General features: G+C 68.4%; 25 protein-coding genes. 12 read left to right on the plus strand and 13 right to left on the minus strand.

Annotated features, from left to right (window positions below; translation table 11 throughout):
* Positions 1–38: 38 nt before the first annotated feature.
* Complete coding sequence (locus tag JOD27_RS06970) at positions 39–1,199, plus strand: MFS transporter (RefSeq protein WP_204762009.1); 1,161 nt, start codon at positions 39–41, stop codon at positions 1,197–1,199.
* Complete coding sequence (locus JOD27_RS06975; protein ID WP_204761311.1) at positions 1,199–1,978, plus strand: SDR family NAD(P)-dependent oxidoreductase; 780 nt, start codon at positions 1,199–1,201, stop codon at positions 1,976–1,978. Before JOD27_RS06970 ends, JOD27_RS06975 begins: the two co-directional genes overlap by 1 nt.
* Before the next feature lie 322 nt (positions 1,979–2,300).
* Here JOD27_RS06975 and JOD27_RS06980 read toward each other — a convergent pair whose 3' ends face one another.
* Positions 2,301–2,660, minus strand: a complete 360-nt coding sequence (locus JOD27_RS06980; protein WP_035909125.1) for a hypothetical protein — start codon at positions 2,658–2,660, stop codon at positions 2,301–2,303.
* A gap of 495 nt (positions 2,661–3,155) precedes the next feature.
* Here JOD27_RS06980 and JOD27_RS06985 point away from each other — a divergent pair, with 495 nt between their 5' ends.
* Positions 3,156–4,538, plus strand: coding sequence for a helix-turn-helix transcriptional regulator (locus JOD27_RS06985; protein WP_204761312.1), 1,383 nt, complete (start codon positions 3,156–3,158; stop codon positions 4,536–4,538).
* Between the two features lie 152 nt (positions 4,539–4,690).
* The gene (locus JOD27_RS06990) at positions 4,691–4,972 is read left to right on the plus strand and encodes a hypothetical protein (RefSeq protein WP_109632983.1); all 282 of its coding nucleotides are present in this window, start codon (positions 4,691–4,693) and stop codon (positions 4,970–4,972) included.
* A 71-nt stretch (positions 4,973–5,043) separates the two neighbouring features.
* On the opposite strand, the gene JOD27_RS06995 is transcribed toward JOD27_RS06990, so the two are convergent.
* Positions 5,044–5,763, minus strand: coding sequence for an SDR family oxidoreductase (locus JOD27_RS06995; protein WP_204761313.1), 720 nt, complete (start codon positions 5,761–5,763; stop codon positions 5,044–5,046).
* Positions 5,764–5,850: 87 nt separating this feature from the next.
* Between JOD27_RS06995 and JOD27_RS07000 the strand changes: the two genes are divergently transcribed.
* On the plus strand, positions 5,851–6,678 hold the full coding sequence (locus tag JOD27_RS07000) for a LysR family transcriptional regulator (RefSeq protein ID WP_204761314.1): 828 nt from the start codon (positions 5,851–5,853) through the stop codon (positions 6,676–6,678).
* Here the strand turns inward: JOD27_RS07000 and JOD27_RS07005 are convergent.
* From JOD27_RS07005 to JOD27_RS07020, 4 genes are all read right to left on the minus strand, one after another.
* A complete protein-coding gene (locus JOD27_RS07005) occupies positions 6,671–7,690 on the minus strand; it encodes a CopD family protein (protein ID WP_204761315.1) in 1,020 nt (339 codons plus the stop codon). The two genes, JOD27_RS07000 and JOD27_RS07005, sit on opposite strands and share 8 nt — an antisense overlap.
* The gene (locus JOD27_RS07010; protein WP_204761316.1) at positions 7,687–8,208 is read right to left on the minus strand and encodes a copper resistance CopC family protein; all 522 of its coding nucleotides are present in this window, start codon (positions 8,206–8,208) and stop codon (positions 7,687–7,689) included. The genes JOD27_RS07005 and JOD27_RS07010 overlap by 4 nt, the downstream gene beginning before the upstream one ends.
* Positions 8,205–8,912: a YcnI family copper-binding membrane protein gene (locus tag JOD27_RS07015; protein ID WP_307829965.1), complete on the minus strand. Its 708-nt coding sequence runs from the start codon at positions 8,910–8,912 to the stop codon at positions 8,205–8,207. The genes JOD27_RS07010 and JOD27_RS07015 overlap by 4 nt, the downstream gene beginning before the upstream one ends.
* Positions 8,913–8,978: 66 nt before the next feature.
* Positions 8,979–9,494: a hypothetical protein gene (locus JOD27_RS07020; protein WP_204761318.1), complete on the minus strand. Its 516-nt coding sequence runs from the start codon at positions 9,492–9,494 to the stop codon at positions 8,979–8,981.
* A 58-nt stretch (positions 9,495–9,552) separates the two neighbouring features.
* On the opposite strand from JOD27_RS07020, the gene JOD27_RS07025 reads away from it, so the two are divergent.
* Complete coding sequence (locus JOD27_RS07025) at positions 9,553–11,202, plus strand: BCCT family transporter (RefSeq protein ID WP_204761319.1); 1,650 nt, start codon at positions 9,553–9,555, stop codon at positions 11,200–11,202.
* On the opposite strand, the gene JOD27_RS07030 is transcribed toward JOD27_RS07025, so the two are convergent.
* Positions 11,180–11,614 carry a DUF6474 family protein gene (locus tag JOD27_RS07030; protein ID WP_204761320.1) on the minus strand — a complete coding sequence of 145 codons (435 nt, stop codon included), beginning with the start codon at positions 11,612–11,614 and terminating at the stop codon, positions 11,180–11,182. The genes JOD27_RS07025 and JOD27_RS07030 overlap by 23 nt on opposite strands.
* A gap of 82 nt (positions 11,615–11,696) precedes the next feature.
* Between JOD27_RS07030 and JOD27_RS07035 the strand changes: the two genes are divergently transcribed.
* Positions 11,697–13,340: a TM0106 family RecB-like putative nuclease gene (locus JOD27_RS07035; protein ID WP_204761321.1), complete on the plus strand. Its 1,644-nt coding sequence runs from the start codon at positions 11,697–11,699 to the stop codon at positions 13,338–13,340.
* On the opposite strand, the gene JOD27_RS07040 is transcribed toward JOD27_RS07035, so the two are convergent.
* Positions 13,337–14,095, minus strand: coding sequence for an SDR family NAD(P)-dependent oxidoreductase (locus JOD27_RS07040; protein WP_204761322.1), 759 nt, complete (start codon positions 14,093–14,095; stop codon positions 13,337–13,339). The genes JOD27_RS07035 and JOD27_RS07040 overlap by 4 nt on opposite strands.
* A 294-nt stretch (positions 14,096–14,389) precedes the next feature.
* On the opposite strand from JOD27_RS07040, the gene JOD27_RS07045 reads away from it, so the two are divergent.
* Positions 14,390–15,691, plus strand: a complete 1,302-nt coding sequence (locus tag JOD27_RS07045) for a UDP-glucose dehydrogenase family protein (protein WP_204761323.1) — start codon at positions 14,390–14,392, stop codon at positions 15,689–15,691.
* Positions 15,692–15,710: 19 nt separating this feature from the next.
* Positions 15,711–17,492 carry a gamma-glutamyltransferase family protein gene (locus JOD27_RS07050; protein ID WP_204761324.1) on the plus strand — a complete coding sequence of 594 codons (1,782 nt, stop codon included), beginning with the start codon at positions 15,711–15,713 and terminating at the stop codon, positions 17,490–17,492.
* Here the strand turns inward: JOD27_RS07050 and JOD27_RS07055 are convergent.
* The 3 genes from JOD27_RS07055 to JOD27_RS07065 all read right to left on the minus strand — a co-directional run bounded on the left by JOD27_RS07055 (position 17,489) and on the right by JOD27_RS07065 (position 18,455).
* On the minus strand, positions 17,489–17,701 hold the full coding sequence (locus JOD27_RS07055) for a hypothetical protein (protein WP_204761325.1): 213 nt from the start codon (positions 17,699–17,701) through the stop codon (positions 17,489–17,491). The genes JOD27_RS07050 and JOD27_RS07055 overlap by 4 nt on opposite strands.
* 86 nt (positions 17,702–17,787) lie before the next feature.
* Entirely contained in the window at positions 17,788–18,132 is a 345-nt protein-coding gene (locus tag JOD27_RS07060; RefSeq protein ID WP_204761326.1) for a hypothetical protein, read from the minus strand.
* A gap of 65 nt (positions 18,133–18,197) precedes the next feature.
* Positions 18,198–18,455, minus strand: coding sequence for a hypothetical protein (locus tag JOD27_RS07065; RefSeq protein WP_204761327.1), 258 nt, complete (start codon positions 18,453–18,455; stop codon positions 18,198–18,200).
* 293 nt (positions 18,456–18,748) lie between these two features.
* Between JOD27_RS07065 and JOD27_RS47130 the strand changes: the two genes are divergently transcribed.
* The gene (locus JOD27_RS47130) at positions 18,749–18,871 is read left to right on the plus strand and encodes a hypothetical protein (protein WP_372441672.1); all 123 of its coding nucleotides are present in this window, start codon (positions 18,749–18,751) and stop codon (positions 18,869–18,871) included.
* A 17-nt stretch (positions 18,872–18,888) separates the two neighbouring features.
* Complete coding sequence (locus JOD27_RS46475; RefSeq protein ID WP_204761328.1) at positions 18,889–19,068, plus strand: DUF397 domain-containing protein; 180 nt, start codon at positions 18,889–18,891, stop codon at positions 19,066–19,068.
* Between the two features lie 6 nt (positions 19,069–19,074).
* On the opposite strand, the gene JOD27_RS07075 is transcribed toward JOD27_RS46475, so the two are convergent.
* The gene (locus JOD27_RS07075) at positions 19,075–19,449 is read right to left on the minus strand and encodes a hypothetical protein (protein ID WP_045313056.1); all 375 of its coding nucleotides are present in this window, start codon (positions 19,447–19,449) and stop codon (positions 19,075–19,077) included.
* A 337-nt stretch (positions 19,450–19,786) separates the two neighbouring features.
* Here JOD27_RS07075 and JOD27_RS07080 point away from each other — a divergent pair, with 337 nt between their 5' ends.
* A complete protein-coding gene (locus tag JOD27_RS07080; RefSeq protein WP_204761329.1) occupies positions 19,787–20,686 on the plus strand; it encodes an FkbM family methyltransferase in 900 nt (299 codons plus the stop codon).
* Here JOD27_RS07080 and JOD27_RS07085 read toward each other — a convergent pair.
* The gene (locus tag JOD27_RS07085; RefSeq protein ID WP_307829970.1) at positions 20,655–22,946 is read right to left on the minus strand and encodes a glycosyltransferase; all 2,292 of its coding nucleotides are present in this window, start codon (positions 22,944–22,946) and stop codon (positions 20,655–20,657) included. The genes JOD27_RS07080 and JOD27_RS07085 overlap by 32 nt on opposite strands.

Here is a 22,946-nt window from a genome sequence, read left to right on the forward strand (position 1 = left end):
CACTTGCGGAGCCGGTGGTCCGCGTCCGGCGAGGGTGGATGGCGTGGCTGTTCCTCGCGAACCTGGGGCTGTGGCTGGCCGTCTACGCGCCGATCCAGGTACTGCTGCCGCAACAGGCCGAGCTGCTGAACAAGGCGAACAAGGAGCTCGTATTCGGCATCGTCACCGGTTTCGGCGGTGTGGTCTCACTGTTCGTGGTGCCGTTGATCGGTTTCCTGTCCGACCGCACGACCTCACGGTTCGGTCGTCGTCATCCCTGGACGTTGGGTGGCGCGATCCTCGGTGCGCTTGGCCTCGGCGTTCTCGCCAACGCGCCGTCGGTGGTCGTGATGACCGTCGGCTGGTGCCTGGTGCAGGCCGGCATCGGTGGGATGCTCGCCGCGTTGACCTCGGCCGTGCCGGATCGGGTGCCGGTCGAGCAACGGGCGCAGGTCGGCGGGTTGATCGGCATCAGCCAGATGCTCGGCACCGTGCTGGGCGCGGTCGTGGTGACACTGCTGGTCAGCGGGCTGTCGGCCGGATATCTGGCGTGCGCGGCCATCGTGCTCGCAGGTGCGATCTTCTTCGTGTTGAGGACGCCCGACACGCAGCTGATCGTGAAGCCGGTCCGGCCGACGTTCTGGATCTCACCCCGCGAGCACCCGGACTTCGCGTGGGCCTGGCTGGGGCATTTGATGATCAACCTCGGCAACGCGTTCGGGACGCTGTACCTCCTCTACTTCCTCGGCGACGTGGTGCACCACCCGTCGCCAGAGGACGGCCTGCTCGTGCTCATGGCGCTCTACGGGGTGGCACTCGCCGCAGGAGCGGTGCTGTTCGGCGCACGGAGTGATCGCTCCGGGCGCCGTAAGCCGTATGTTTACGGCGCCGCGGCTGTGATGGCGCTGGCGGCGTTCATCCTGGTCATCTGGCCGACCTGGATCGCCGTCCTGATCGCCGCTCCGTTGCTCGGCGTCGGCTTCGGCATCTACTGGGCCGTCGCGATCGCGCTGCTGACCCAGGTGCTGCCCGCGGCCTCCGACCGGGCCAAGGATCTGGGCGTGCTCAACGTGGCCAACGCGTTGCCGCAGGTCATCGCCCCCTTGCTGACTGCCCTGATCTTGGCCAACCTTGGTGGCTACCGCGGTCTGTTCGCGGCGTCGGCGCTGGCGACGGCGCTGGCGGCGGGGTTCATGAGTCGAGTGCGATCGGTGGTCTGATGCAGCTGTCGGGCAAGAGGGTTCTGGTCACGGGAGCGTCCCAGGGGATCGGCGCGGAGGCCGCGTTCAGGTTCGCGGCCCACGGCGCACACGTCCACCTTGTGGCCCGGAGCGCCGAACTGCTCGATCTACAGGTCAAGCGGATCATCGAGTTCGGTGGCTCGGCGACCGCGCACACGGCAGATCTCGCGGACGCCGCGCAGATCCGCGCGCTCGCCGAGGAGGTCGAAGCGCCTGATGTGCTCGTCAACAACGCGGGCGTCGGTCGCTGGCTGTTCCTCGACGACACCTCGGCAGACGAGCTGCAGACGATGACATCGGTGCCATATATGGCGGCGTTGCTGCTGACCAGGGAGTACTTGGGCGCCATGCGTTCCCGCGGCTCCGGCTGGATCGTCAACGTGAACTCGCCGGTGTCTCGCCTGCCGATTCCCGGCTGCGTGGGCTACCAGTCGTCGCGGTGGGCGCTGCGCGGCCTGACCGCGTCGTTGCGCCTGGACCTGCGCGGAACAGGCGTCGGGATCAGCGAAGTGATCCCGGGCAAGGTGTCCAGCGAGTACTTCAACAACAACCCCGGTGCCGAGGAACGGATCCCCGTGATCGCCCGGCTGATCCCCACGGTGACGCCGGCCCAGTGCGCGAAGGCGATCGTCGACGCCGTGGAGAAGGAACGGGCGGAGCACCTGTTCCCGTGGCAGCTCAAGGCGTTCGAGCTGTCCGGCCGGCTCTTCCCCGGCCTCACCTCGTACCTGACCTGGAAGACCGGCACACACCGCTAGCCCGCTGCTGCTTGTCCGCACGCGGGGCCCTTTCGTACGCCAGGAGAGTACGAAAGCTCCCCGCGTACTTTTCGCAATGTGAAAACGGCCCCTCGCCTGCGCGGGAGGGTGCAGACGAGAGGCCGGGGTTGGTGACCGCGGACCGGTGCCGGTCGGGGAGGGAAGGTGCACGTCACCGGCCCGCGGGAATCTGTGGAGTTGTTGAGCTGACCGGGGTCCGCGATGTCGCGGTCGGGGGTTCGCCCATCGCGGACCACCGGTCAGTAGGCCGTTTGCAGACCTGGTCGTGTCGGGGGGACGCCAGGTCAGTCGCAAAGGCCCGTTAGTGGGCTCGAGCCACCGCGCGGCGGGTTCTGGTGACAGGAGGGGTCACCGGAGCCTCGCGCAGGTGGCGAGCCGGGCGCGGGGCGAGTCCGCCCGCGACCAGGTGTTCGTACGCGGCGCGCCACACCGAGCAGGGTGACTTCTGCTGGCGCCAACGGCCGGAGCACTCGGGGCAGTTGCCCTTCTCGTCCGGCTCGTGCGCTGCCAGCAGAGCACGCCATCCCTCGGTCAGCCGAGGGAGCTCGGATCGAGCCACCGACAGCAGGGACGGGGCGTCCGCGCGGCTCGCCAGCTCCGTGAGCAGGTCGAGTCGTTCCCACACAGCGTTGCGAAGAACCTGTCCGAGGATCGCGTCCATCGAGGAACTCACCGTCACCTTTCCGCCTGGTCGGCGGCTTCGCGTAGCGCAGCCCTGAGCTGTACGAGCTGGTCGTGGGACAAGACTGCCGTCTCACCGGGAGGTCCCACCAGAACCACTTGGCCCTGGACGACCTTCACGGTGAGCTGGCGGTCCCGGTCGACCACGTCGCCGCAGCTGATCTGCCACGTCCGACGCTGCCCGGTCGTGCCGCGCCATGTGGAGTCGGTGTCACCCGTCTCCACAATGGAGGTGGAACTCGGGGAGGAGCTGTCCACTATTGGTCGTTCCTCTCCGTGCTCACTCGCTTACCGGAATCCAGATTGCGATGATTCATGCCGGAACGGGACGTCACAGCGCTGACCGGTGGAAGTCTTACGGTGAGCGGTAAGCGGTGTTCGGTGGGGCCGATCAGCCTCGCCGAAGAGGACTTCTCGGGCTCGGGGACCTGCCCCTAGTCTGCCGATGACGCCCAACGGACTGTGAGGGTGCGCGATGAACACCATGGGTTCCCAGGGCTCTCCGATTCCCGCCGAGGTGTGGGACCAGCAGGAGATGCGGGACGCACTGGCCCGACGAGAGATCAGCTCGGTCTACCGGCTGCTCCGACGGCACGGCGTGTCCCAGCGCCAGATCGCGGCGCTCACGGGCCAGTCGCAGTCCGAGGTCTCGGAGATCCTCAAGGGACGCCAGGTGATGGCATATGACGTCCTCACCAGGATCGCCGTCGGCCTGGGTGTCCCACGTGGATACATGGGTCTCGCCTATGACGAGACAACGGCAGTGAGGGTGGCCGCAACCGCGGACTCACCCCATCCTGAGGAGGACGAGTCGGTGAAGCGTCGGAAGTTCCTCGCGCACGCCGCCGCCGTGACAGTGGGCGCGGCCGTGTTCGGAGCGGACTCCGGGTCGTGGGTTTCTCACCCCACACAGACTCCGGCTCCGGGACGCATCGGCATGACCGATGTGCGCCAGGTCGAAGCGGCGACGCGGGCTCTGCGCGCCCTCGACTACCAGTACGGCGGCGGCTCCTGCCGCGACGCCGTGGTCGCCCAGCTGTCCTGGGGCCAGCAGATGCTCGGTGCGAGCTCGACCGACGTCGTACGCCAGCGCCTCTTCGTCGCATTGGCCGACCTGCACAACCTCGCCGGCTGGACGTCGTTCGACACGGGCTTGATGGACTCGGCCCGCAACCACTTCGGTCAGGCGCTCGACCTCGCCAAGCAGGGCGACAACGAGGCGCTGATGGCGAACATCCTGTACCGCATGGGTCGCGTCTACCTGCACCAGAACGCCCCGGACGACGCGCTGAAGGTGTTCCAGCTGGGTCAGCTGGCCGCGCAGAACTCCGGTTCCGAACTGGCGGTGGGCATCCTGTGCGCGAACGAGGCCTGGGCCTACGCGAAGATGGGTTCCGACGAGCAGGCGCTGAAGCTGCTCGGCCGCGCGCGTGACGAGTTCTCCCGCGCGGACATCGCCGAAGCGCCCGCCTGGGCGAGGTTCTTCAACGAGATCGACCTCTCGTCCATGATCGGCACGGTGCACACCGAGCTGGCGCAGACCGTGGACACGAAGTACGCCCGAACGGCCATCCCCTACCTGTCCAAGGCGATCAGCAGCTTCGGCGATGACATGGCCCGCAGCCGTTCGTTCAACCTCACGTCGATGTCGATCAACCACCTCATCGAGGGCGACATCGACCACGGCGCCAAGGTCGGCCGCCAGGCCGTCGACCTGTCCGAAGGGCTCAAGTCGGTCCGCACGAAGCAGCGCATGGAGCCCTTGCGCCAGGAAGCCGAGAAGCGCCGCAACAACCCCGAGGCCCGCGAGTTGGCCGAACGCGTTGCCCGCTTCACAGGAACCGACACGGCCGCCTGACTCCAACTCGTTTGGGTCTTTTAGCATCACTTTCGGATGGTGTGGGACACGAACCGGTAACGCCAGGGCCTTCTCCTGCGAATGCAGCATCGACGGGCGAGAAATCCACGCCTAAGGTGCGGCAGGTCGGGGCGAAGGGCGAGGTGCGGCACGTGAGCCTTACTCGGAGGTGGCGTTCCAAGCGAGCGCTGCGATCCGCGCAGTTGCTCGACGAGGTCGTCGACACCCAGTTGCCGCTGCTCGCGGCGTTCGACGAGGAGCGACGGCGGCGTTCGGCCGACTACCTCGCGGAGCTCGTCGCCCTGGCGCAGGACTACCGCTACTACGCCAACGGCTGGATCGACAGCCGCGAGCTGGACCGCCGCGGCCAGCGCACGATGAACCGGCTGGCGCGCATGCGTGAGGAATCTTCGGCTCGACTGATCACCGACTAGCCCATTCGTGGGCAGCTCGTCGCGCCGATCAGACCACTCGCCGAGTCCTGCGAATGTTTCACGTTGAACAATTACCAGGGGACCGGTCCGCTGAAGTCGAACAGGCCTCCGGTCGGACCGTCGTCGGGCAGGGTGGCCAGCCTGATCGCGATCCTGGCTCCCTCCGCGGGGGTGTCCCTTCCCTGGAAGCCGTTGAGATCGGTCGCCACATAACCCGGGCACGCACCGTTGACCTTGATGTTCTCCAGCTCCTTGGCGTACTGGACGGTGATCGCGTTCAAGTATGTCTTCGACGGTGAGTAGGTCCCGCTGATCCCGCCGAGGGTGACGTCGGGGGTGCTCTGCAACGTCAGCGACGCGACGTGGCTCGACTGGTTCACGATTCGCGGCCGCGGTGAACGGCTCAGCAGCGGCAACATCGCGTTGGTGACCCGGACGACGCCGATCACGTTGGTCTCCACCACCGTCCTGATGCTCTCCGGCGTGGCCGTCGACGGCTGGTCCGGCCATCCTCCGGCGATCGCCGCGTTGTTGACCAGCACGTCGAGCCGTCCGAACCGCTCGTCGAAGAGTCCCGCGGCTTTGGTGACGCTCTCGTCGTCGGTGACATCCAACGGCACGAAGAACGCGTCGACGCCTTCCGCGCGCAGCTTCGTCGCCGCTTCCTCGCCGCGCTGAGGGTCCCGCGCGCCGACTCCGACGCTCATCCCCAATGCGCCGAGCCCTGCGGCGATCTCGTACCCGATGCCCTTGTTCGCGCCGGTGACCAGCGCAATCGTCTGTTCGCTCATGCATCTGATCGTGGTCCAGCCCGCGTTCAAGACCAACATCACTTCGATGTGGCAGCGATACCCGGCCGGTATCGATAGCGTGGACGTGTGGAGACCCGAGAGCTTCGGTACTTCGTCGCGGTCGCGGAGGAACTGCACTTCGGCCGGGCCGCCGACCGTCTGGGCATCGCCCAGCCGCCGTTGTCGCGGACGATCGCCCAGCTCGAACATCGGCTCGGCGTCGCGTTGCTGGCCCGCACCAGCCGCAGGGTCTCGCTCACCGAGGCGGGTGCGGTGCTCCTGGCCGAGGCACGGTCGATCCTCGGTGCGGTCGCCGCGGCCGAGAGGCGCACACGCAACGTCGACCGGCCATCGCTGGTGCTGGCCGCCAAGGCCGGTGGTTCCAGCGAACTGCTGGCGAAGCTGCTCGACGCCTACGCCGCCGAACCGGGTGCGGTCGCCGTCGACCTGCTGCTCTGCCAGGCCCACGCCGCGCAGCCACTGCTCGACGGACGAGCCGACGTGGCGATCCTGCACGAACCGTTCGACTCGACCGCGGGTCTCGACGTCGAGCCCCTGCACGCCGAGAGCCAGTTCGCGATCATGTCGAGCTCGCATCCACTGGCCGGTGCGGCTGGGCTGCGGATGGCTGATGTCATCGATCTGCCGGAGCTCGCGCGTTGGCCGGAGCCCGACGGCACCTACCTTCCCGGCCCAGGCGTGGAGGTGCACGACCTGACGCAGCTGTTCCAGATGATCGCGCTCGGCCGCGCCGTCGCGGTCATGCCGGAGGTCGTCCGTGTGGGCCTGCTCGAAGGCCTGGTCGCAGTACCGGTGGTGGACGCGCCGAAGGTGACGACGGTGATCGCGTGGCCACCGCACAGCAGGTCGCGCGCTGTTGCCGACCTGGTGCGCGTGGCGACGGGGTTCAGCTGACGGGCGCGCGGCTGAGCACCACGGCGAGCCCGAACGCGACGCCCATGATGGTCACTTCCAGTACCGCCCACTGCACGATCGCCGTGACCTTGTGCTGCGAGATCTTCGGCAGCAGCCGCCACCGGATGTGCGCGCCGAGCAGCGCGATCAGCCCCGCGCACACCGCCTTGCCGATGAACAGCAGCCCGTAGCCGGTGGTGACCAGCGACTGCGGAAACGGCACGACCGGGTTGAGGATCAGCTCCAGCAGCCCGTTGAACAGGCCGGTCACCGACACCACGATCAGCGAGATGGTCGCGACCTTGGAGAACTTCGGCAGCGCGGCCGCCAGCAGCCCCTTGCGGTAGGCGACCAGCGCCATCAACGCGCCGAGCCCGCCCGTCCACGCTGCGGCGCCCAGCACGTGCAGCTCCATGGAGACCATCGAGTAGTCGTGGTACTTCCAGTTGGAGGCGTGCCCGGTCACCGGGATGGGCAGCAGCCCGAACATCGAGATGAGAATCCGCAGCTCAGCGGGTACCGACTCACCGTTGCGCACAGCCATCACGCCGACGAACAGGTAGACGAACGCACAGGCCGCGCTGAACAGCAGGCCCTTGCCCGCGCCGACGTTCGCGATGTAGTCGATCGCGTTGCCGATGCTGACGTCGCTGCCCGGCCGCAGTTCAGCGGCCTGCAGCACGATCGCCAGCAGCGCGGTGACGACCCAGACGGCGGCGGCGACGACCGCGGCCGGCCTGGCGAGGCGCATCACGGGTTCGGTGTGCGTGGGCCGGTCGAAGCCGAGCAGCTTCGGCAGGATCGACAGCCCGACGACGATGGTCGCCGAGACGTCCAGCAGAACTCGGGTGACCGGCAGGCCGTACCGGACCGCCGCCCCGGCGTCCACGACCCCGGCGACCACGACGGGTGGTGCCAGCACGAGGCCGAGCGCGATGCCCGCGAGTGCGCCGAGGACGAGCCCGGCGAGTACGCGGTAGTGGGAGGGGGCGGTGGTCCGGACGTCGCTCATGCCTTGGTGCCTCCGCCGCGCAGGGCGAAGAACACGCCGCCGCCGAGGAGCACCACGGCGCCTGCGATCCACACCCAGATGGGCAGGCCGTCGTTCGGCTTGTCCGCGGGGTTGTCGGTCGCGACCTGGCGGGGAGTGCCGGTGCCGTCCTTGGTCAGCGTGAACGTCAGCTCACCGGAGACGGGGTGGCCGTCCGCGGACAGGATGCGGTAGCCGATCTTGTACTGCCCGGCCTTGCCGAGCGCTGCGACCTGCGTGGAGACCGCGTTGTCCTTGATCGTCGGGTCGCCGGCGATCTCGTAGTGGCCACCGTTGGCGTCCACGACCGAGATCGTGTTGATGCCCTGGCCGCCCTGCACGTCCTGGTCGAACGTCAGCGTGACCGTGGACGGGCCGACCTCCAGCGAGGTCTTGTCCTTCGGGTCGCTGCTGATCAGTGCGTTGTGCGCCGCCGCGGGGGCGGCCGTGACGAGCACGGCCGCACCAGCGATCAGGCACGCGATGAGCGCGCGCTTCATGCCTTGCGCCTCGAACGCAGGATGGCGCCGACACCGAAGCCCAGACCCAGCGCGCCGACGGCCAGACCGGCGCCACCGAGGTAGCGGGCGGTCTGGTCGGAACTCGTGGACGCCGATGCCTCGTGCGTCTCGGTGCCCGTGTTGGACGCGCCGTGGCCGTGGTCGTCCTGGGCGGCCTTCTTCGGGGCGAGCTTCAGCGCGGGCGCCGGGTGCTCGGGCTCCTTGCCGTCGGCGCCGGTCGACTGGCTCCAGTCGACGACCTCGCCGTTCTCGTAGGTCTGCTTGGCGGGGAGTTCGAGCTTGTCCTTGCCCTCCGGCAGGGTGCCGAGCGCGACGAAGAACTCCTGGTACTCGTTGATCCCGATCTTCACGCCGGGGTCGGCTGTCCAGGTGATCGTCCTGAACGCCTCGGTGATCTCCTTGCCGCCGACCGTCACGGGCTTGTCGAGCTTGCCCTTGACGGCCTCGGCCTTCCAGCCGGGCAGCGGCTTGGTGCGCACCGAGGTGAGCGGCGTGTCCTGCGGCAGGGTGACCTCGAGCTTGATCGTGCCCGCGTTGTCCCGCTCGTTGGGGACGCGGAACGCGAACGTCGCACGGCCGCCCTGGGTGAACTCGGACGGCTGAGCGCTGACGTGCGCGGATGCGATGGTCGGCGTGCCGAGGACCGCGAGTCCGGCCACACCGAGGACGGCGAGCGCGCGCACGCCAAATCGATTTGTCGACATGAAGTTGTGGCTCCTGATTGCCAAAGGGATTGGGGGATTGGGTGATCAGGAGTTGGGTGGTGGGCCGCGCCGCCCGTGTGCACGCGGGTACAGCGCCACGTACTGCTGCTGCGTGTACGGCGTGCTGGTGAACGTCCGCACCGGCGTGGTGACCGGCAGCGGCGTGAGCCTGCGAGGGATCAGGCGGGTGACCGCGGCGAACAGCCTGAACAGGGCGTTCTCCGCGTGGAACAGCAGCAGGCCGGTCAGCGTCGCGGCGACGAGGTGCGCCACGAACATCCGGCCGCTGAGCGTGTTCGTGTGCTCGTGGTTGACCCAGGTCAGCAGCAGGTGTTGCGCGAGCTGGGCCGTCGCGAGCCCGGCGATGACCGAGAGCCGCCCGGTGCGCTTGTCGGCGAGGCTGCCCGCGGCGAACGCGATCAGCACGACGAGCGGTACCGCGTGGATGAACTCGGCCAGCTCTCCGCCGCCCAGTCCGTGCGCGGCGATCGTGAGCGCGGATGAGGTCAGCGCAAGCGCGGCACCCCGCAGGGTGCGCAACTCACTCGACCGTGTGCTCACGCAGCTGAGGGTAATCGGACGAGTTTGTCGCGGTCTATGAGCGGGTAGCTAGGTGCGCATGCCTAACCAATGCGATCAGCCGGGCCGTACCGACCGGGTCGTGTTCGGCGTTGCCGCAGGTCTGACGCTCGCGTTCGTGGCCTGGGGAATCGTCGGCACTTCCAGTCTCGCGACCTTCTCGAAGACGGCGCTCGGCTGGATCATCCAGAATCTGGGATGGGCCTTCGTGATCTCGGCCTCCGGGTTCGTGGTCTTCGCCCTGTGGCTCGCGTTCAGCCGCTACGGCAAGATCCCGCTCGGCCGTGACGACGAGAAACCCGAGTTCAAGACGGTTTCGTGGGTCGCGATGATGTTCAGCGCCGGCATGGGCATCGGTCTGATGTTCTACGGCGTCAACGAGCCGCTCTCGCACTACGTGAAACCGCCGCCGGGGACCTCCGGTGATCCGCTCGAGACCGCGATGGCCACCACGCTCTTCCACTGGACGTTGCACCCGTGGGCCATCTACGCCGTGGTCGGCATCGCGATCGCGTACGGCAGCTTCCGGCGTGGCCGGTCTTCGCTGATCAGCGCCGCGTTCGCGCCTGTGCTGGGCCGTCGGGCCGCCAGCGGCTGGGGCCGGGCCATCGACGTGATGGCGATCTTCGCGACGTTGTTCGGCTCGGCGGCTTCGTTGGGACTGGGCGCGCTGCAGATCGGGTCCGGTCTGGAGGCCGCCGGCTGGGCGGGCGACGTCGGCAAGGGCGTGCTGGTCGCGATCATCGCGGTGCTGACCGTGGCGTTCGTCGCGTCCGCCGTCTCGGGTGTCGCGAAGGGCATCCAGTGGCTGTCGAACATCAACATGGTGCTGGCGGTCGTGCTGGCGTTGTTCCTGTTCGTGGTCGGTCCGACCGTGTTCATCCTGAACCTGCTGCCGACGGCGCTGGGCGACTACTTCCGCGAGCTCGCGGACATGGCGGGCCGCACCGCCGCCTCGGGTGGTGACGCGACGGAGACGTGGCTCTCCGGGTGGACGATCTTCTACTGGGCGTGGTGGATCTCGTGGACGCCGTTCGTCGGCATGTTCATCGCCCGGATCTCGCGTGGCCGCACGATCAAGCAGTTCGTGGCGGGCGTGATCCTGGTGCCGTCCGCGGTGTCACTGGTGTGGTTCGCGATCCTGGGCGGGACGGCGATCTTCGAGCAGCGGTCCGGGGTCGACCTGGCGGGTCAGTCCTCGCCGGAGTCGCAGCTGTTCGCGCTGCTGGACCAGTTCCCGTTGGCGACGATCGCCGGTGTTGTCGTGATGGTGCTGGTGGCGATCTTCTTCGTGTCCGGTGCCGATGCGGCGTCGATCGTGATGGGAACGCTCTCGCAGTGCGGATCGATCCGGCCTACGAAACCGGTGGTGGTCTTCTGGGGTGTACTGACGGGTGCCGTCGCTGCCGTGATGTTGCTTGTCGGCGGGTCGAACGCGCTGACAGGACTGCAGAACCTGACGATCATCGCGGCGTTGCCGTTCATGGTCGTGATGGTCGGGTTGTGCGTGTCGTTGGCCCGTGACCTGCGGTCCGATCCGATGATCAAGCGTGAGGAACGGGTCGCCGAGGTGATGGAGGAGGTCACCGCGCACCTCGACCCCGGTCAGGTGGTCGAGGAGGCGGCGGTGAAGGCGGTCGCTGAGGTGACCGGGAAGGTTCCCGAGGTCAGCGCACGTTCAGGCGCCTGAGCAGTTCCTGCTCCAGCACGTCCAGATCGGTTCCGACGGCCCGGTGTGCGGCTTTGCGCCGGGCCGTCGGCATGCGTTCGGAGGCGCGGACGGCGGCGAGGAGTTGGGCGAGTCGCGCCTCGGTCTTCGAAACCCACGCTTCGTCGGAAGCGCGCAAAGATTCCAGGGAGTCGGAGAAACCGACAATCCGCGCGTGCAAACGGGCGCCGTGACCCGAGTACTTGCCGATGTCGGCGACGTCGATGCCGAGGCGGCGCGCGCGATAGCGGTCGTACTGGTCGCTCAGCATCCCGGCACCGCGGGCCAGCACCGGAGCGAGCACCGGAACGAGCACCGGGGCGATCACCTTCGCCACGCCGACCAGGTTCTTGGCCCTCTTGGGCGTGATCAGATGGCCGGTTTTGCGCGCCATTCGGGTACACCTCCTCCGTCAGATGAAACTTACTGCCCAGGTTGCTGACACATGAGGTCGACGCGCGACATACCCTGCATCAGTGACTTCCCAGGTGCAGCTCGACGCCGGCGTGGTCACTCGTTGTCGGCGGCGGGTGCACCTCGAAAACGATCCGGAGATGCGCGACGCTCCCAAAGCGGCGCCGGATCCGGCTTCGGAACAACGGAAAGCGGACGCGACGAACCATCGCCGCGCGGTGGCGGACGCCCTCGGCCGGATCGTCGGCTCGAATCTCCTCGAGGTGCCGAACGGGCCGGACGTGCGCAGCGCGGACCGCGAACGCGTCACCCTCGCCGCGATGGAGATGGGCGCGCCGTACATCTGGGGCGCCGCGCTGCCACGTGATCCGCGCGGTGGCCGTCGCGGTGGCATCGACCTGCTGGTCAAGGACGTCACCGGCTACGTGCCGGTGCTCGTGGTGCGGCACAAGATCACCGATCCCGGCCAGGGTGCGCGCACGAGCCCGTTGACGATGCCGTTGCCCGGTGGCAGCCGCACGGACCCGCACCGCAAGGTCCGGCCCCAGCCGCGCGACCAGCTCCGGCTGGCCCACGCCCAACGTCAGCTGCAGGCCGCCGGCTACGCGGCGCACGGCCGGGCGACCGGTGGCGTGATCGGCATGGACGCGGACGTCGTGCTGTGGCACGACCTCGAAGCGCCGACGTGGCCCGGCGGCCGCACCGCGCTGGCCGAGTACGACGCGCGGTTCTCCGACCGGCTGGCCGTGGCGCTGGCGGCGGTGAACCAGAAGGACCCGCTCGCCAAGCCGTCCCGGATCGTCGACTGCAAGACGTGCCCGTGGTGGCCGACGTGCGACAACGACCTCAAGCAGGGCAGGGACGTCAGCCTCGTCGTGCGCGGCGAGGACGCGGTGGCGTTGCGCAAGATCGGTCTGTCCACTGTGGACGCACTGGCCGAGCTGGATCCGGCCGTCGAAGGCCCGATCCAGTTGGTGGGCATGCCGTTCGGCGACGCCGTGGTGCTGGCGCGGGCATGGCTGCGCGACCTGACGCTGGTGCGCCGGGTGCCGGAGATGAAGGTGCCGCGCGCGGACGTCGAGGTCGACGTCGACATGGAGAGCTTCGGCGACCTCGGCGCGTACATGTGGGGCTGCCTGCTGTCCGGAAAGGACATCGACGAGGAGCACGGCTACCGCGCGTTCGTCACGTGGGACGCGCTGCCGTGCGACGACGAGGCGCGAAGCTTCGCCGAGTTCTGGACCTGGCTGACGGGCATCCGGCTGCGCGCCAAGGCACGAGGGCTGTCGTTCCGCGCCTACTGCTACAACGAGCTCGCCGAGAACCGCTGGCTGCTGGCGTCGGCAGAACGCTTCGCGGGCAAGCCGGGCATCCCGACCACCGCGCAGGTCAAGGAGTTCATCGAGTCGGACTCCTGGGTGGACCTGTTCGGCATCGTCCGCGAGCAGTTCCTGTGCGCCCACGGCAAGGGCCTGAAGATCATCGCCCCGGTGGCGGGCTTCCAGTGGCGCGACCCGGAGGCCGGCGGCGAGAACTCCATGCGCTGGTACCGGGCCGCGGTGGGGATGAACGGCGACGCGCTCGACACCGAGCAGCGGCGGCGGCTGCTGGAGTACAACGAGGACGACGTCCGGGCCACCCACCGCCTGCGCGAGTGGATGACCTCGGACGCCATGTCACGTCTGCCGTACTCGGGAGATCTTTAGCGCGGCGCCATGCGAAGAGCGCCGTCCATCCGGATGACCTCGCCGTTCAGGTAGTCGTGCTCGACCAGCGAGACCGCCAGCTGGGCGTACTCGGACGGCTGGGCGAGGCGCTTCGGGAACGGCACCCCGGCCGCGAGACCCGCGCGGAACTCGTCGGAGACCGTGGCGAGCATCGGGGTGTCGACGATGCCGGGCGCGATGGTCAGCACGCGGATGCCGACGGACGAGAGGTCGCGGGCGGCCGGGAGGGTCATGCCGACGACGCCGCCCTTGGACGAGGCGTAGGCGACCTGGCCGATCTGGCCGTCGAACGCGGCGATCGAGGCGGTGTTGATGATCACGCCGCGAGCGCCGTGCTCGAGTTCCTCGGTCTTGCCCATGGCGGCGGCGGCCAGGCGCAGGACGTTGAAGGTGCCGATCAGGTTGACCTCGATGATCTTGCGGTAGAGGTCGAGGTCGTGCGGGCCGGTCTTGCCGACGGTGCGGGACGACGGGCCGATGCCCGCGCAGTTCACCGTGATGCGCAAGGGGTTGCCGGAGCCGGCGGCGGTGTCGACGGCGGCCTGGACCTCTTCGCCGGAGGTCACGTCGGCGGCCAGGTAGGTGACGTTCTCGACGACGTCGGCCTTCTCGATGGCGCTGGGCAGGTCGAGCGCGAACACCTGCGCTCCACGCGCCGCCAGCGCACGTGCGGTCGCGCCGCCGAGACCGGACGCGCCACCGGTGACGATGGCCGCGGTACCCGAGATCTCCATGCCTTCATCCTCCTCGAAGCGAACTGCTCGCGAGGAGGTTAACGCTCGTTACCTGAACTTCAACGGTCGGACCAGTGCAGCAGTGCCACGAGAGGCACGGCTGCCAGCAGTGCGAGGGCGATGAAGATCGTCGCGATAGCCAGTACTCCCATGCCCTGAACTGTGCCGTTCGAAGATGTTCGAACGCATCGGCCGCGTCGGTAGACCTCTGGTAGGAGATCTGTCACGGTCAGCTACGACGAAAGTCGTACGGAGTTCTCCGGGAAGCCAACTGGGCCTGTCAGGGTCACCCGCATGTTCGCTCGCCGGATCGCCGTCGTCGGCACTGGTTACGTGGGGTTGACCACGGGAGCCTGCCTAGCCTCGCTCGGACACCGCGTGGTCTGCGCGGACGTCGACCAGCTCAAGGTCGCGCGGCTGCGCGCCGGGCAGGTCGACATCCTGGAGCCGGGGCTCGCCGAGCTCGTCGTCGAGGGACAGGCAGCCGGGCGGCTGGAGTTCGTGGTCGGGGCCGCCGCGGCGGTGGCCGACGCCGAGGTCGTGTTCTTCTGCCTGCCGACGCCGATGGGTGCTGGTGGGGCGGCTGACCTGAGCGCTGTCGAGTCGGTGGCTGCGGAGATCTCCGACGTGCTGCCGTATGGGGCCATCATCGTCACGAAGTCGACGGTGCCGGTGGGTACGTCGGGACGCGTGCGCGCGTTGCTCGGCCGTGAGGACGTCGCCGTCGTGTCCAACCCGGAGTTCCTGCGCGAGGGAACTGCCGTGCGCGACTTTCTGCACCCTGATCGGATCGTTGTCGGCTCGGACTCGCCGTCCGCGGCTGAGCGGGTCGCGGCGCTGTTCGCGAAGCTCGGTGCGCCGACGGTGCTGATGGACGCCGCGAGCGCCGAGATGGTCAAGTACGCCGCGAACTGCTTCCTCGCGATGAAGCTCTCGTACGTCAACGCGGTCGCTGAGCTGTGTGAACTGCTCGGTGCCGACATCGAGTCGGTGTCCGAGGGCATGGGCTACGACAAGCGGATCGGGCAGTCGTTCCTGCGGCCGGGGCCGGGCTGGGGCGGTTCGTGCCTGCCGAAGGACACGCACGCGATGGTGCAGATCGCCGAGGCGGTCGGTGTCGACTTCGGGCTGATCCGGTCGACGATCGAGGCCAACGTCCGGGCGCAGCTGCGGATCGTGGACAAGGTTCGTGCTGCCTGTGGCGGTTCGCTGGCCGGGGTGCGGATCGGCGTGCTCGGGCTCGCGTTCAAGGCCGGTACGAACGACCTGCGCGACTCGCCCGCGCTGGCCGTCGCGGAGCAGCTGGTGCTCGACGGTGCCGAGCTGACGGCGTTCGACCCGGAGGTGACCGGGCCGGTGGCCGGAATGTTGCTGGTCGACGACCCGTACCAGGCGGTGAAGGGTGCCGAGGCCGTGGTGCTGTTGACCGACTGGCCCGTGTTCCGGACGTTGGACTGGGTTCGCGTCGCCGAATTGATGGACGGCCATGTCGTCGTCGATGCCCGCAACCACCTCGACGCCGACGCGTTGCAGCGCGCCGGACTGCTCCATTCGGGTGTGGGGCGTGCATCACTCGGAGTCACGCAATTTAGTTAGCGTCGCATACCTTTATGGGGTGTTCACCACGCGCCCCGAACTCGTCGGCACCTTCGGCATGGTCGGATCGACCCACTGGCTGGCCTCGTCGGCCGCCATGGCCGTCCTGGAGGATGGCGGCAACGCCTTCGACGCCGCCGTTACCGCCGGATTCGTGCTTCAGGTCGTAGAACCGCACCTCAACGGCCCCGGTGGCGAGGTCCCGATCATCTTCGCGGCCGCTGGATCGGCGCCGCGTGTGCTCTGCGGACAGGGCGTGGCACCCGCCGGTGCCACCATCGAGCACTACCTGTCGCTGGGCCTCGACCTCATTCCCGGCAGTGGTCTGCTCGCCGCGACGGTGCCTGGTGCGTGGGACGGCTGGCTCACACTTCTGCGTGACTACGGCACGAAGTCGTTGCGCGACGTGTTGGACAAGGCCATCGGCTACGCCCGTGACGGCTTCCCGCTCGTGGCCCGTGTCGTCGACACCATCGAGATGGTCTCGGACCTGTTCCGCGACCACTGGCCGACGTCGGCCGCGCAGTGGATGCCCGGAGGATCGCTTCCCGTGCGCGGCGGCCGTTTCCGCAACCCGAAGCTCGCCGACACCTGGGAGTGGCTGCTGGCCGCCGCCGAAGCTGCGGGCTCCGACCGGGAAGCGCAGATCGAGGCCGCGCGCAGGGCCTGGTCGCAGGGTTTCGTCGCGGCACAGGTCGACGAGTTCTGCCGCACGGCCTTCCGCGACGACTCGGGCCGCGACCACGCCGGTGTGCTGACCGGTGCCGACATGGCGTCGTGGGAGGCGTCGTACGAGGACGCGCTGACCGTCGACTTCGGCTCGTGGTCGCTTGTCAAGGCCGGCGCGTGGACGCAGGGACCCGTTCTGGCACAACAGCTCCGGTTGCTGGAGGGATTTGACCTGTCCTATGTGGACGGCAAGCCCACCGCAGAGACCCTGCACCTCGCGGTCGAGGCCGCGAAGCTCGCTTTCGCCGACCGCGAAGCCTGGTACGGCGACACCGGTGACGTGCCGCTGGAGACCTTGCTGTCGCGTTCCTACGCCGCCGAACGCCGTGCGCTGATCGGCGACACGGCCTCCTACGAACTTCGCCCCGGCTCGCCCGACGGCCGGGAACCGTTGCTGCCCAAGCACATCAGCAGCGGCCCGGCGGTGCTGACCTCTGACCCGACCGGCGCGATCGGTGAACCGACGGTCGCCCGCTCCGGCGTGACGCGCGGCGACACCGTGCACGTCGACGTCGTGGACCGCTGGGGCAACATGGTGTCCGCGACCCCGTCCGGCGGCTGGCTGCAGTCGTCGCCGACGATCCCGTCACTCGGCTTCTGCCTGGGCAGCCGCGCCCAGATGTTCTGGCTGGACAAGGACTTGCCGAACTCGCTGGCTCCCGGCAAGCGCCCGCGGATCACGTTGTCGCCCTCGATGGCGTTGCGCGACGGCGAGGCGGCGCTGGCGTTCGGCACGCCCGGCGGCGACCAGCAGGACCAGTGGCAGCTCGGCTTCTGGCTGGCGCACATGGCCGGCCTGAACCTCCAGGAAGCCATCGACTCGCCGATGTGGCACTCGAACGCGTTCCCGAGCTCGTTCTACCCGCGCGCCTGGACCCCAGGCGAACTCGTCATCGAGTCACGCGCCGGCGCGGACGTCCTGGAAGCGTTGCGGCGCAAGGGCCACCAGGTCGTGGACGCCGGCGAGTGGACGCTCGGCCGGATGTCAGCCGTGGCAAGGGATTCCACGGACGGACTCCTGCGCGCCGGTGCGAACCCGCGCGGCACGCAGGGCTACGCGGTGGGTCGCTAGCCGCCGATCACTTCGGTGCCGTCGTGGACCATCGACACGCCGCCACCGGTGTTGTGCAGCGTGCTGATGCCCGCGCCCCCTGCGAGGTCGGAGACCTGCTTGATCGAGTCGTCGACCTGGGGAAGCGAGCTCGCGCTCGCGGTGCCCGCCAGCGCGGCGAGCGCACCGGCCGCGAGACCGGCCGAAGCGACGATCTTCTTGATGCGCAAGGCGTTTCGCTCCTAGAGAGTGGAACGGCGCCCGATTCGAGGGGGAGGGAATCGGGCGCCGCCCCGGCCAGGAAGTACTGGTTGGATCAGATGTCGAGCGCGGCTTCGCCGTGCGGCGGCCCCTGCGGCTCGTTCAGGCCGAGCAGCGTCGCGGCGGGAACGCCGTTGCCGCCCGCGTCGACGTTCTCGACGATCGCCTTCACGTCGAGGTCCTGCGCGTTGATGGCCTGGATCTTGCCGTCCACGTCCTCCGTGTTCACCGAGGCGAGGTTGGCGGCGCCGGCCACGTCGCCCAGCTGGCCGCCGAGGTCCGGCGTCGTCTCCACTGCGGTGCTGGCAACGTCCGCGTGCGCGGTGCCGCCCAGGCCGAGCATGACGGTGGCGCCGCCGAGGGCGATAGCGGCCCCCGTGATGGTCTTCCTGAGGTTCATGGGCGCGAAGGTGTCGTGTCCGACCGCTCTACATCAAGCTGGTTAACTCAGGCGGGGGAACTTCTTCATCCCTTCAGGGGGCGCCAGTCCACGGCGACCGTGCAGACGCGCTCTTTGTCCCGCCACACCGATATCGCGCAAAGACCCTCCTTCGTTCCGGCGCGAGCCATGAAGTCGCGGGCGCACTCGATGGTGTACCGGCACCGCCGCTCGTCGCCTTTTCTTATGTACCAACCAAGATCCGTGACCTCCTCGACGTGCTCGAGGTCCAGCGCACCGTCTGGCCGCCGCCGGTGGTACTCGATGCGATGCAGGTGGTCCATGACCACTAGTGGCGTGTCGCAGCTATCTCTTGGGATGTGACAGTGAGAGTGATGCCGGCAGGCAGCCGCCCTTCGATCATGAAGATCGCGCTCTCATGGCTGCCAACTGCACGGTGGGCAGCAGTTGGGGTGATCAGCAAACGTTTGCGTCGGCATTTCTCTACCGCCATCTCGGCAGCGACGTGCATGAGAGCGCGACCATCCGGGCTTTCGGAGACGAGCACCAGACCGCGCCCTGCCCGACTTAACGGAGCACAACCAAGCCGCGACGACGTCGAGCACGCAGCCGGTCGGTGCACATCGAAGACCCCGACCGGGTGAAGGCCACTACCCTTACCTTCGAACACCTCTCGAAGCTGGCGTTGACCCCCGAAGAGTCCGCTGCGTGGATCGAGAGGTTGGCCGCCGAGAGGTAGGGATCGATGTGTCTGCTGTGTGGCGCAAGAGCGGCCGCAGCAACAACGGCGGAAACGGAAGCTGCGTCGGGATTGCTCTGAATGGCTCAGTCGCGCGTGTGCGCGACTCCAAGAACCGGACAAATTCGGTCGTCGCCGCGCCCGATTGGGCAGCGTTCATCGGCGCCATCAAGCGCGGCGACTTCGAAAACGACTGACAAAAGCTAGGCGATCGCGCCCGGTGGAAGCTTCAACTTAAATGGCAACGTCGTGACGACGGCCAGGTCGGAAGCGGTCGCCTTCATCAACGTGGGTGCGTTGCGGGCGCCAGGCTCCGGCAGGTCGAGCAGCCGGTCGACGGCCTCGCAGAGCGGTCCCTCGTAGATCCAGACGGCCTGTGCCGGGCGAGCCGAGTCGCGGACGGCGGGCAGACGGCCCGCGCGCGCCTCGGTCTCTGACCAGAACAGGATCGAGTCGATGAAGCCTCTGCGCTGCTTGAACGCCATGATGCGGTCGAGCTGCCCGGCGTCGTCCCTCAGGTGGAGGAACTGAAAACCGCTCTCGCGCAGCTCGATGACCTTGCTCAGTGCGTGGTCCATGGCGCACCTACCCCTGTGAGGTCCCCTTTGGGTGACCGTTCAGTCATACGACCCGAAAGGATCGTACGGTAAGTCAACGTTCGTCCGTAAGCCGCAGCCCGAACGAGTATCTCAATTGGTGGACGTCTGTGGCTTAGGGTAATCACTGGCGTCCTTATTGGAAGAAACGGCCTGGAGGGCCATTACGGTTCGCGTCAGGAACGCCAATCCCGCCAATGTGACTAATATCACCACTGGTGCCATCGAGTCCTCCTGGGGCTCCGTCAGCTGTCGATGGTAGAGACGCAGCGGTGCGATCGTGGGTTGCCGCACCGGCGAGACCGATATTGTCTGCACCGTGATCTCGTACGCGCAGAACGCGGAGGACGTCCTCCTCGCCCGGCTCTTCCACGGCAGGACGACCGGCCGTTATGTGGACGTCGGCGCGTCTGATCCCGTCGAGGACTCGGTCACCAAGTACTTCTACGACCTCGGCTGGCGGGGCATCAACATCGAGCCGATCCCCGCCCAGGCGGCGGCGTTGCGCAAGGCGCGGCCCGGCGACGTGACGCTGGCGGTCGCGCTCGGCGCCAAGCCCGGTTCGGCGGTGCTGCACCACGTCGTGAACCGGTCGGGGTGGTCGACGCTCGACAGCGTTCTCGCGAGCACCTACCAGGCCGAGTCGACTCTCGAGATCGTCGAGATCGAGGTCGAGGTCCGCACGCTCGCCGACGTGCTCGACGAGCACCCCGGCGAGATCGACTTCCTCAAGATCGACGTGGAGGGCGAGGAGCGCGGCGTCATCGAGGGCGCCGACTGGGACCGGCACCGGCCGCGTGTGGTGGTCGTCGAGGCGACCGAGCCCGGTTCCACCAAGCCCGCGCACCACGAGTGGGACCCGTTGATGACCGAGGCCGGCTACCGGTGCGCGTTGTTCGACGGGCTGAACAGGTTCTACGCGCAGGCGGACGACGCCGAGGCGCTGGAACTGCTCGCGGTGCCGGCGAACGTGTTCGACAAGTACGTCCGCGCCGAGGTCGCCGAGCAGCGGGCGGCCCGGATGGCCGAGATCGCGTACATCCGGCGGCTCGAAGAGGCCGTGCAGGAGGCCGAACGGGCGCACCAGCACGAGCTGGCCGAGTTCGACGCGCTGCGCGAGGCCGCACAGCACGCCGAACGGGAGACCGCACGAGCCCGGCAGCGGATCGCCGCGCTCGAGGCACGGCTCATCGAGCTGGAGAACGCTCCTCGTAAATAGCCTCGATGCGGTCGCGGATGACCTTGCCGACCGCCTCGTAGCTGCACCGCTCCCAGATCGCCTGTCGCGCCGCGGCACCCATCCGAGCGCGCAGCGAAGGGCTGTCCGCCAGGCGGCGCAGCCATCCGGCGGCCTGGGCCACGTTCGGCTCGGCCCACAGCAGGCCGGGGCGGTACCAGTCGGCGAAGCGCTCGTCGTAGCGGTGGTCGGCCATGGTGATCGGGCGGATGTTGTATCCGACGACTCCCGCCGATCCGGGTGGCATGAAGTCGGTATTGCCGCTGTAACCCGTGGCCACCACCGGCTTGCCGATCGACATCGCCTCCGCCATGCCCATGCCGAAGCCCTCTGAGCGGTGCAGCGACGCGTACACGTCGCAGCTCGCGAGCAGCGAGTCCATCTCGGCGCGGGTCAGGTCACCCGTGATCAGCACTCCGTTGACGGAGGCGACCGCGTCCTGCAGAGCGGCGGCCATCAGCGGGAAGATGTCGAGGTCCATCACCTTGATCACGAGCTGTGCGGTGGTGCCGCGCTCGTGCGGTGCGAAGGCCCGTTTGAACGCCTCGATCACGCCCCACGGGTTCTTGCGCGCGTCGCTCGACGAGGCGCTGAAGGTGAACAGGACCACGAAGGCGTCCTCGTCCAGGCCGAACCGGGGTCGGTCGGGGACCGACGAGATCTCGGTGACCACGTTCGGCACCACCGTGATCGGCACGTCGGTCGCCGTGCGGAACGCCTCGGCCACGTAGGACGACACGACCCACAGCTCGTCGACGCGCGGCAGCTGCTGGAGCGTGTAGTCGAGGATCTCCGGCATCTCCCACGCCCACAGCGCGATCGTGTACCGGTCGAGCGCCGTCTCCGGGATGAGCTGGAACTCGTTGAGGTTCACCATCCACAGGTCGAGCGGGTAGTCCTTGCCGCCACGCAGCTCCAGCATCTCGCGCGGCACCTGGACCGTCCGGACCGGCGCGCGGGAGTTGAACTCCGTGTACGTCATCGGCACGCCTGCGCGGCGCATCGCCAGTCCCGCGCGGCGGAACGACTCGGAGAGACCGGTCGTCGCGCGCAGGTCGGCGAACAGGTTCACGCCGGGCAGCGCGACGTCGGCAGGCCGCTCGCCCGCGGCGACGCTGTCGAGCGCCTTCCGGTAGCCCTCGGCGGCGATCGGCCACGTCGCGTGCCCGGCGACCCAGTCGTGCGCCAGCTTGCCCGCCGCCCGAGCCGCGGCCGGGTTCTCGACCACCTTCTCCAGCAACGCGGCCAGCGCCTCGGCCTCACGGGCGGGCTCGATCGGGATGCGCGGGCAGAAGGCCTCGTCGAGGTGACGGTGCTGGGGCAGGTCGCTCGTGATCACCATGCGACCGGCGCCGAACGCCCGCATCATCACGCCGCTGGTCTCGCCCATCGTCGGCCAGCGGAGGTTGACCACCACGTCGGTGGCGGTGATCAGATCCTCGAACACCTGCTTCGCCGGGCTGAGCTCCAGGTGGACCGAGTCCTCCAGACCGAACTGCGCGATCGTGCTGACGACGTCGGCGTGCACGTCCGGGTAGTCGACGTGGCCCGCGATGAGCAGCCGCGCGTTCGGCCAGCGCCTGCGCACCTCCGCGAACGCGAGCACGGTCACCAGGATGCGCTTGATCCGGTTGAAACCGCCGAAGACACCGAAGACCACGTGTTCGTCGGTCCAGCCGAAGCGCGACCGGATGTCGTCGCGGTCGGTGTCGTCGCGCAGCGGTGCGCCGTGCGGTACGACGAAGACCGGCTTGCCGGGGAAGCGTTCGCGAAGCAGCTCGGCCGAGTGCGGGTCGTGCACGATCACGCCGCGGCTCGCCGTCACGACCCGGTGTTCCAGCGTCATGGTGCGGCTGTCGAGCGACTTCACCCCGTCGACCTCGACCGCGGGCAACCCGTGCAGCAGGGCAGGGTCGTTCGGATCTCCCCAGATCGGGCCGTGCGCGTCCTTCAGTTCCTTGTAGAACTCGGGGGTGAGCCCACGGCAGTAGCCGAGGTTGAAGTCCAGCAACGACATCTCGTGCAGGACGACGACACCGGGCACCTTGATCGCCTGGTCGTAGATCCACGAGTGCGCGCCCGCGTGGTTGCCCATCTGGTAGCACGCCAACCCTGTCGACCGCGCTCGCGGACTCGTGCGGGCGACCGGCTCGACGTCGTCCATCTCGGCGAGGAGCTCGTGCGTGTAGTCGGCGATCCCGCTGCGGTCGGGCGGCAACGGGCTCCACATGCTGTAGCGCAC

This window comes from Lentzea nigeriaca, assembly GCF_016907955.1.
Taxonomy (GTDB): Bacteria; Actinomycetota; Actinomycetes; order Mycobacteriales; family Pseudonocardiaceae; genus Lentzea; species Lentzea nigeriaca.

Coding starts and splice junctions, on each gene's coding strand:
- JOD27_RS07010 (WP_204761316.1), bottom strand. CDS start 8,208: ATGAAGCGCGCGCTCATCGCGTGCCTGATCGCTGGTGCGGCCGTGCTC.
- JOD27_RS07045 (WP_204761323.1), top strand. CDS start 14,390: ATGTTCGCTCGCCGGATCGCCGTCGTCGGCACTGGTTACGTGGGGTTG.
- JOD27_RS07040 (WP_204761322.1), bottom strand. CDS start 14,095: ATGGAGATCTCGGGTACCGCGGCCATCGTCACCGGTGGCGCGTCCGGT.
- JOD27_RS06970 (WP_204762009.1), top strand. CDS start 39: ATGGCGTGGCTGTTCCTCGCGAACCTGGGGCTGTGGCTGGCCGTCTAC.
- JOD27_RS07025 (WP_204761319.1), top strand. CDS start 9,553: ATGCCTAACCAATGCGATCAGCCGGGCCGTACCGACCGGGTCGTGTTC.
- JOD27_RS06985 (WP_204761312.1), top strand. CDS start 3,156: ATGAACACCATGGGTTCCCAGGGCTCTCCGATTCCCGCCGAGGTGTGG.
- JOD27_RS06995 (WP_204761313.1), bottom strand. CDS start 5,763: ATGAGCGAACAGACGATTGCGCTGGTCACCGGCGCGAACAAGGGCATC.
- JOD27_RS07005 (WP_204761315.1), bottom strand. CDS start 7,690: ATGAGCGACGTCCGGACCACCGCCCCCTCCCACTACCGCGTACTCGCC.
- JOD27_RS06975 (WP_204761311.1), top strand. CDS start 1,199: ATGCAGCTGTCGGGCAAGAGGGTTCTGGTCACGGGAGCGTCCCAGGGG.
- JOD27_RS07075 (WP_045313056.1), bottom strand. CDS start 19,449: ATGGACCACGCACTGAGCAAGGTCATCGAGCTGCGCGAGAGCGGTTTT.
- JOD27_RS07030 (WP_204761320.1), bottom strand. CDS start 11,614: ATGGCGCGCAAAACCGGCCATCTGATCACGCCCAAGAGGGCCAAGAAC.
- JOD27_RS06980 (WP_035909125.1), bottom strand. CDS start 2,660: ATGGACGCGATCCTCGGACAGGTTCTTCGCAACGCTGTGTGGGAACGA.
- JOD27_RS07065 (WP_204761327.1), bottom strand. CDS start 18,455: ATGGACCACCTGCATCGCATCGAGTACCACCGGCGGCGGCCAGACGGT.
- JOD27_RS07060 (WP_204761326.1), bottom strand. CDS start 18,132: ATGAACCTCAGGAAGACCATCACGGGGGCCGCTATCGCCCTCGGCGGC.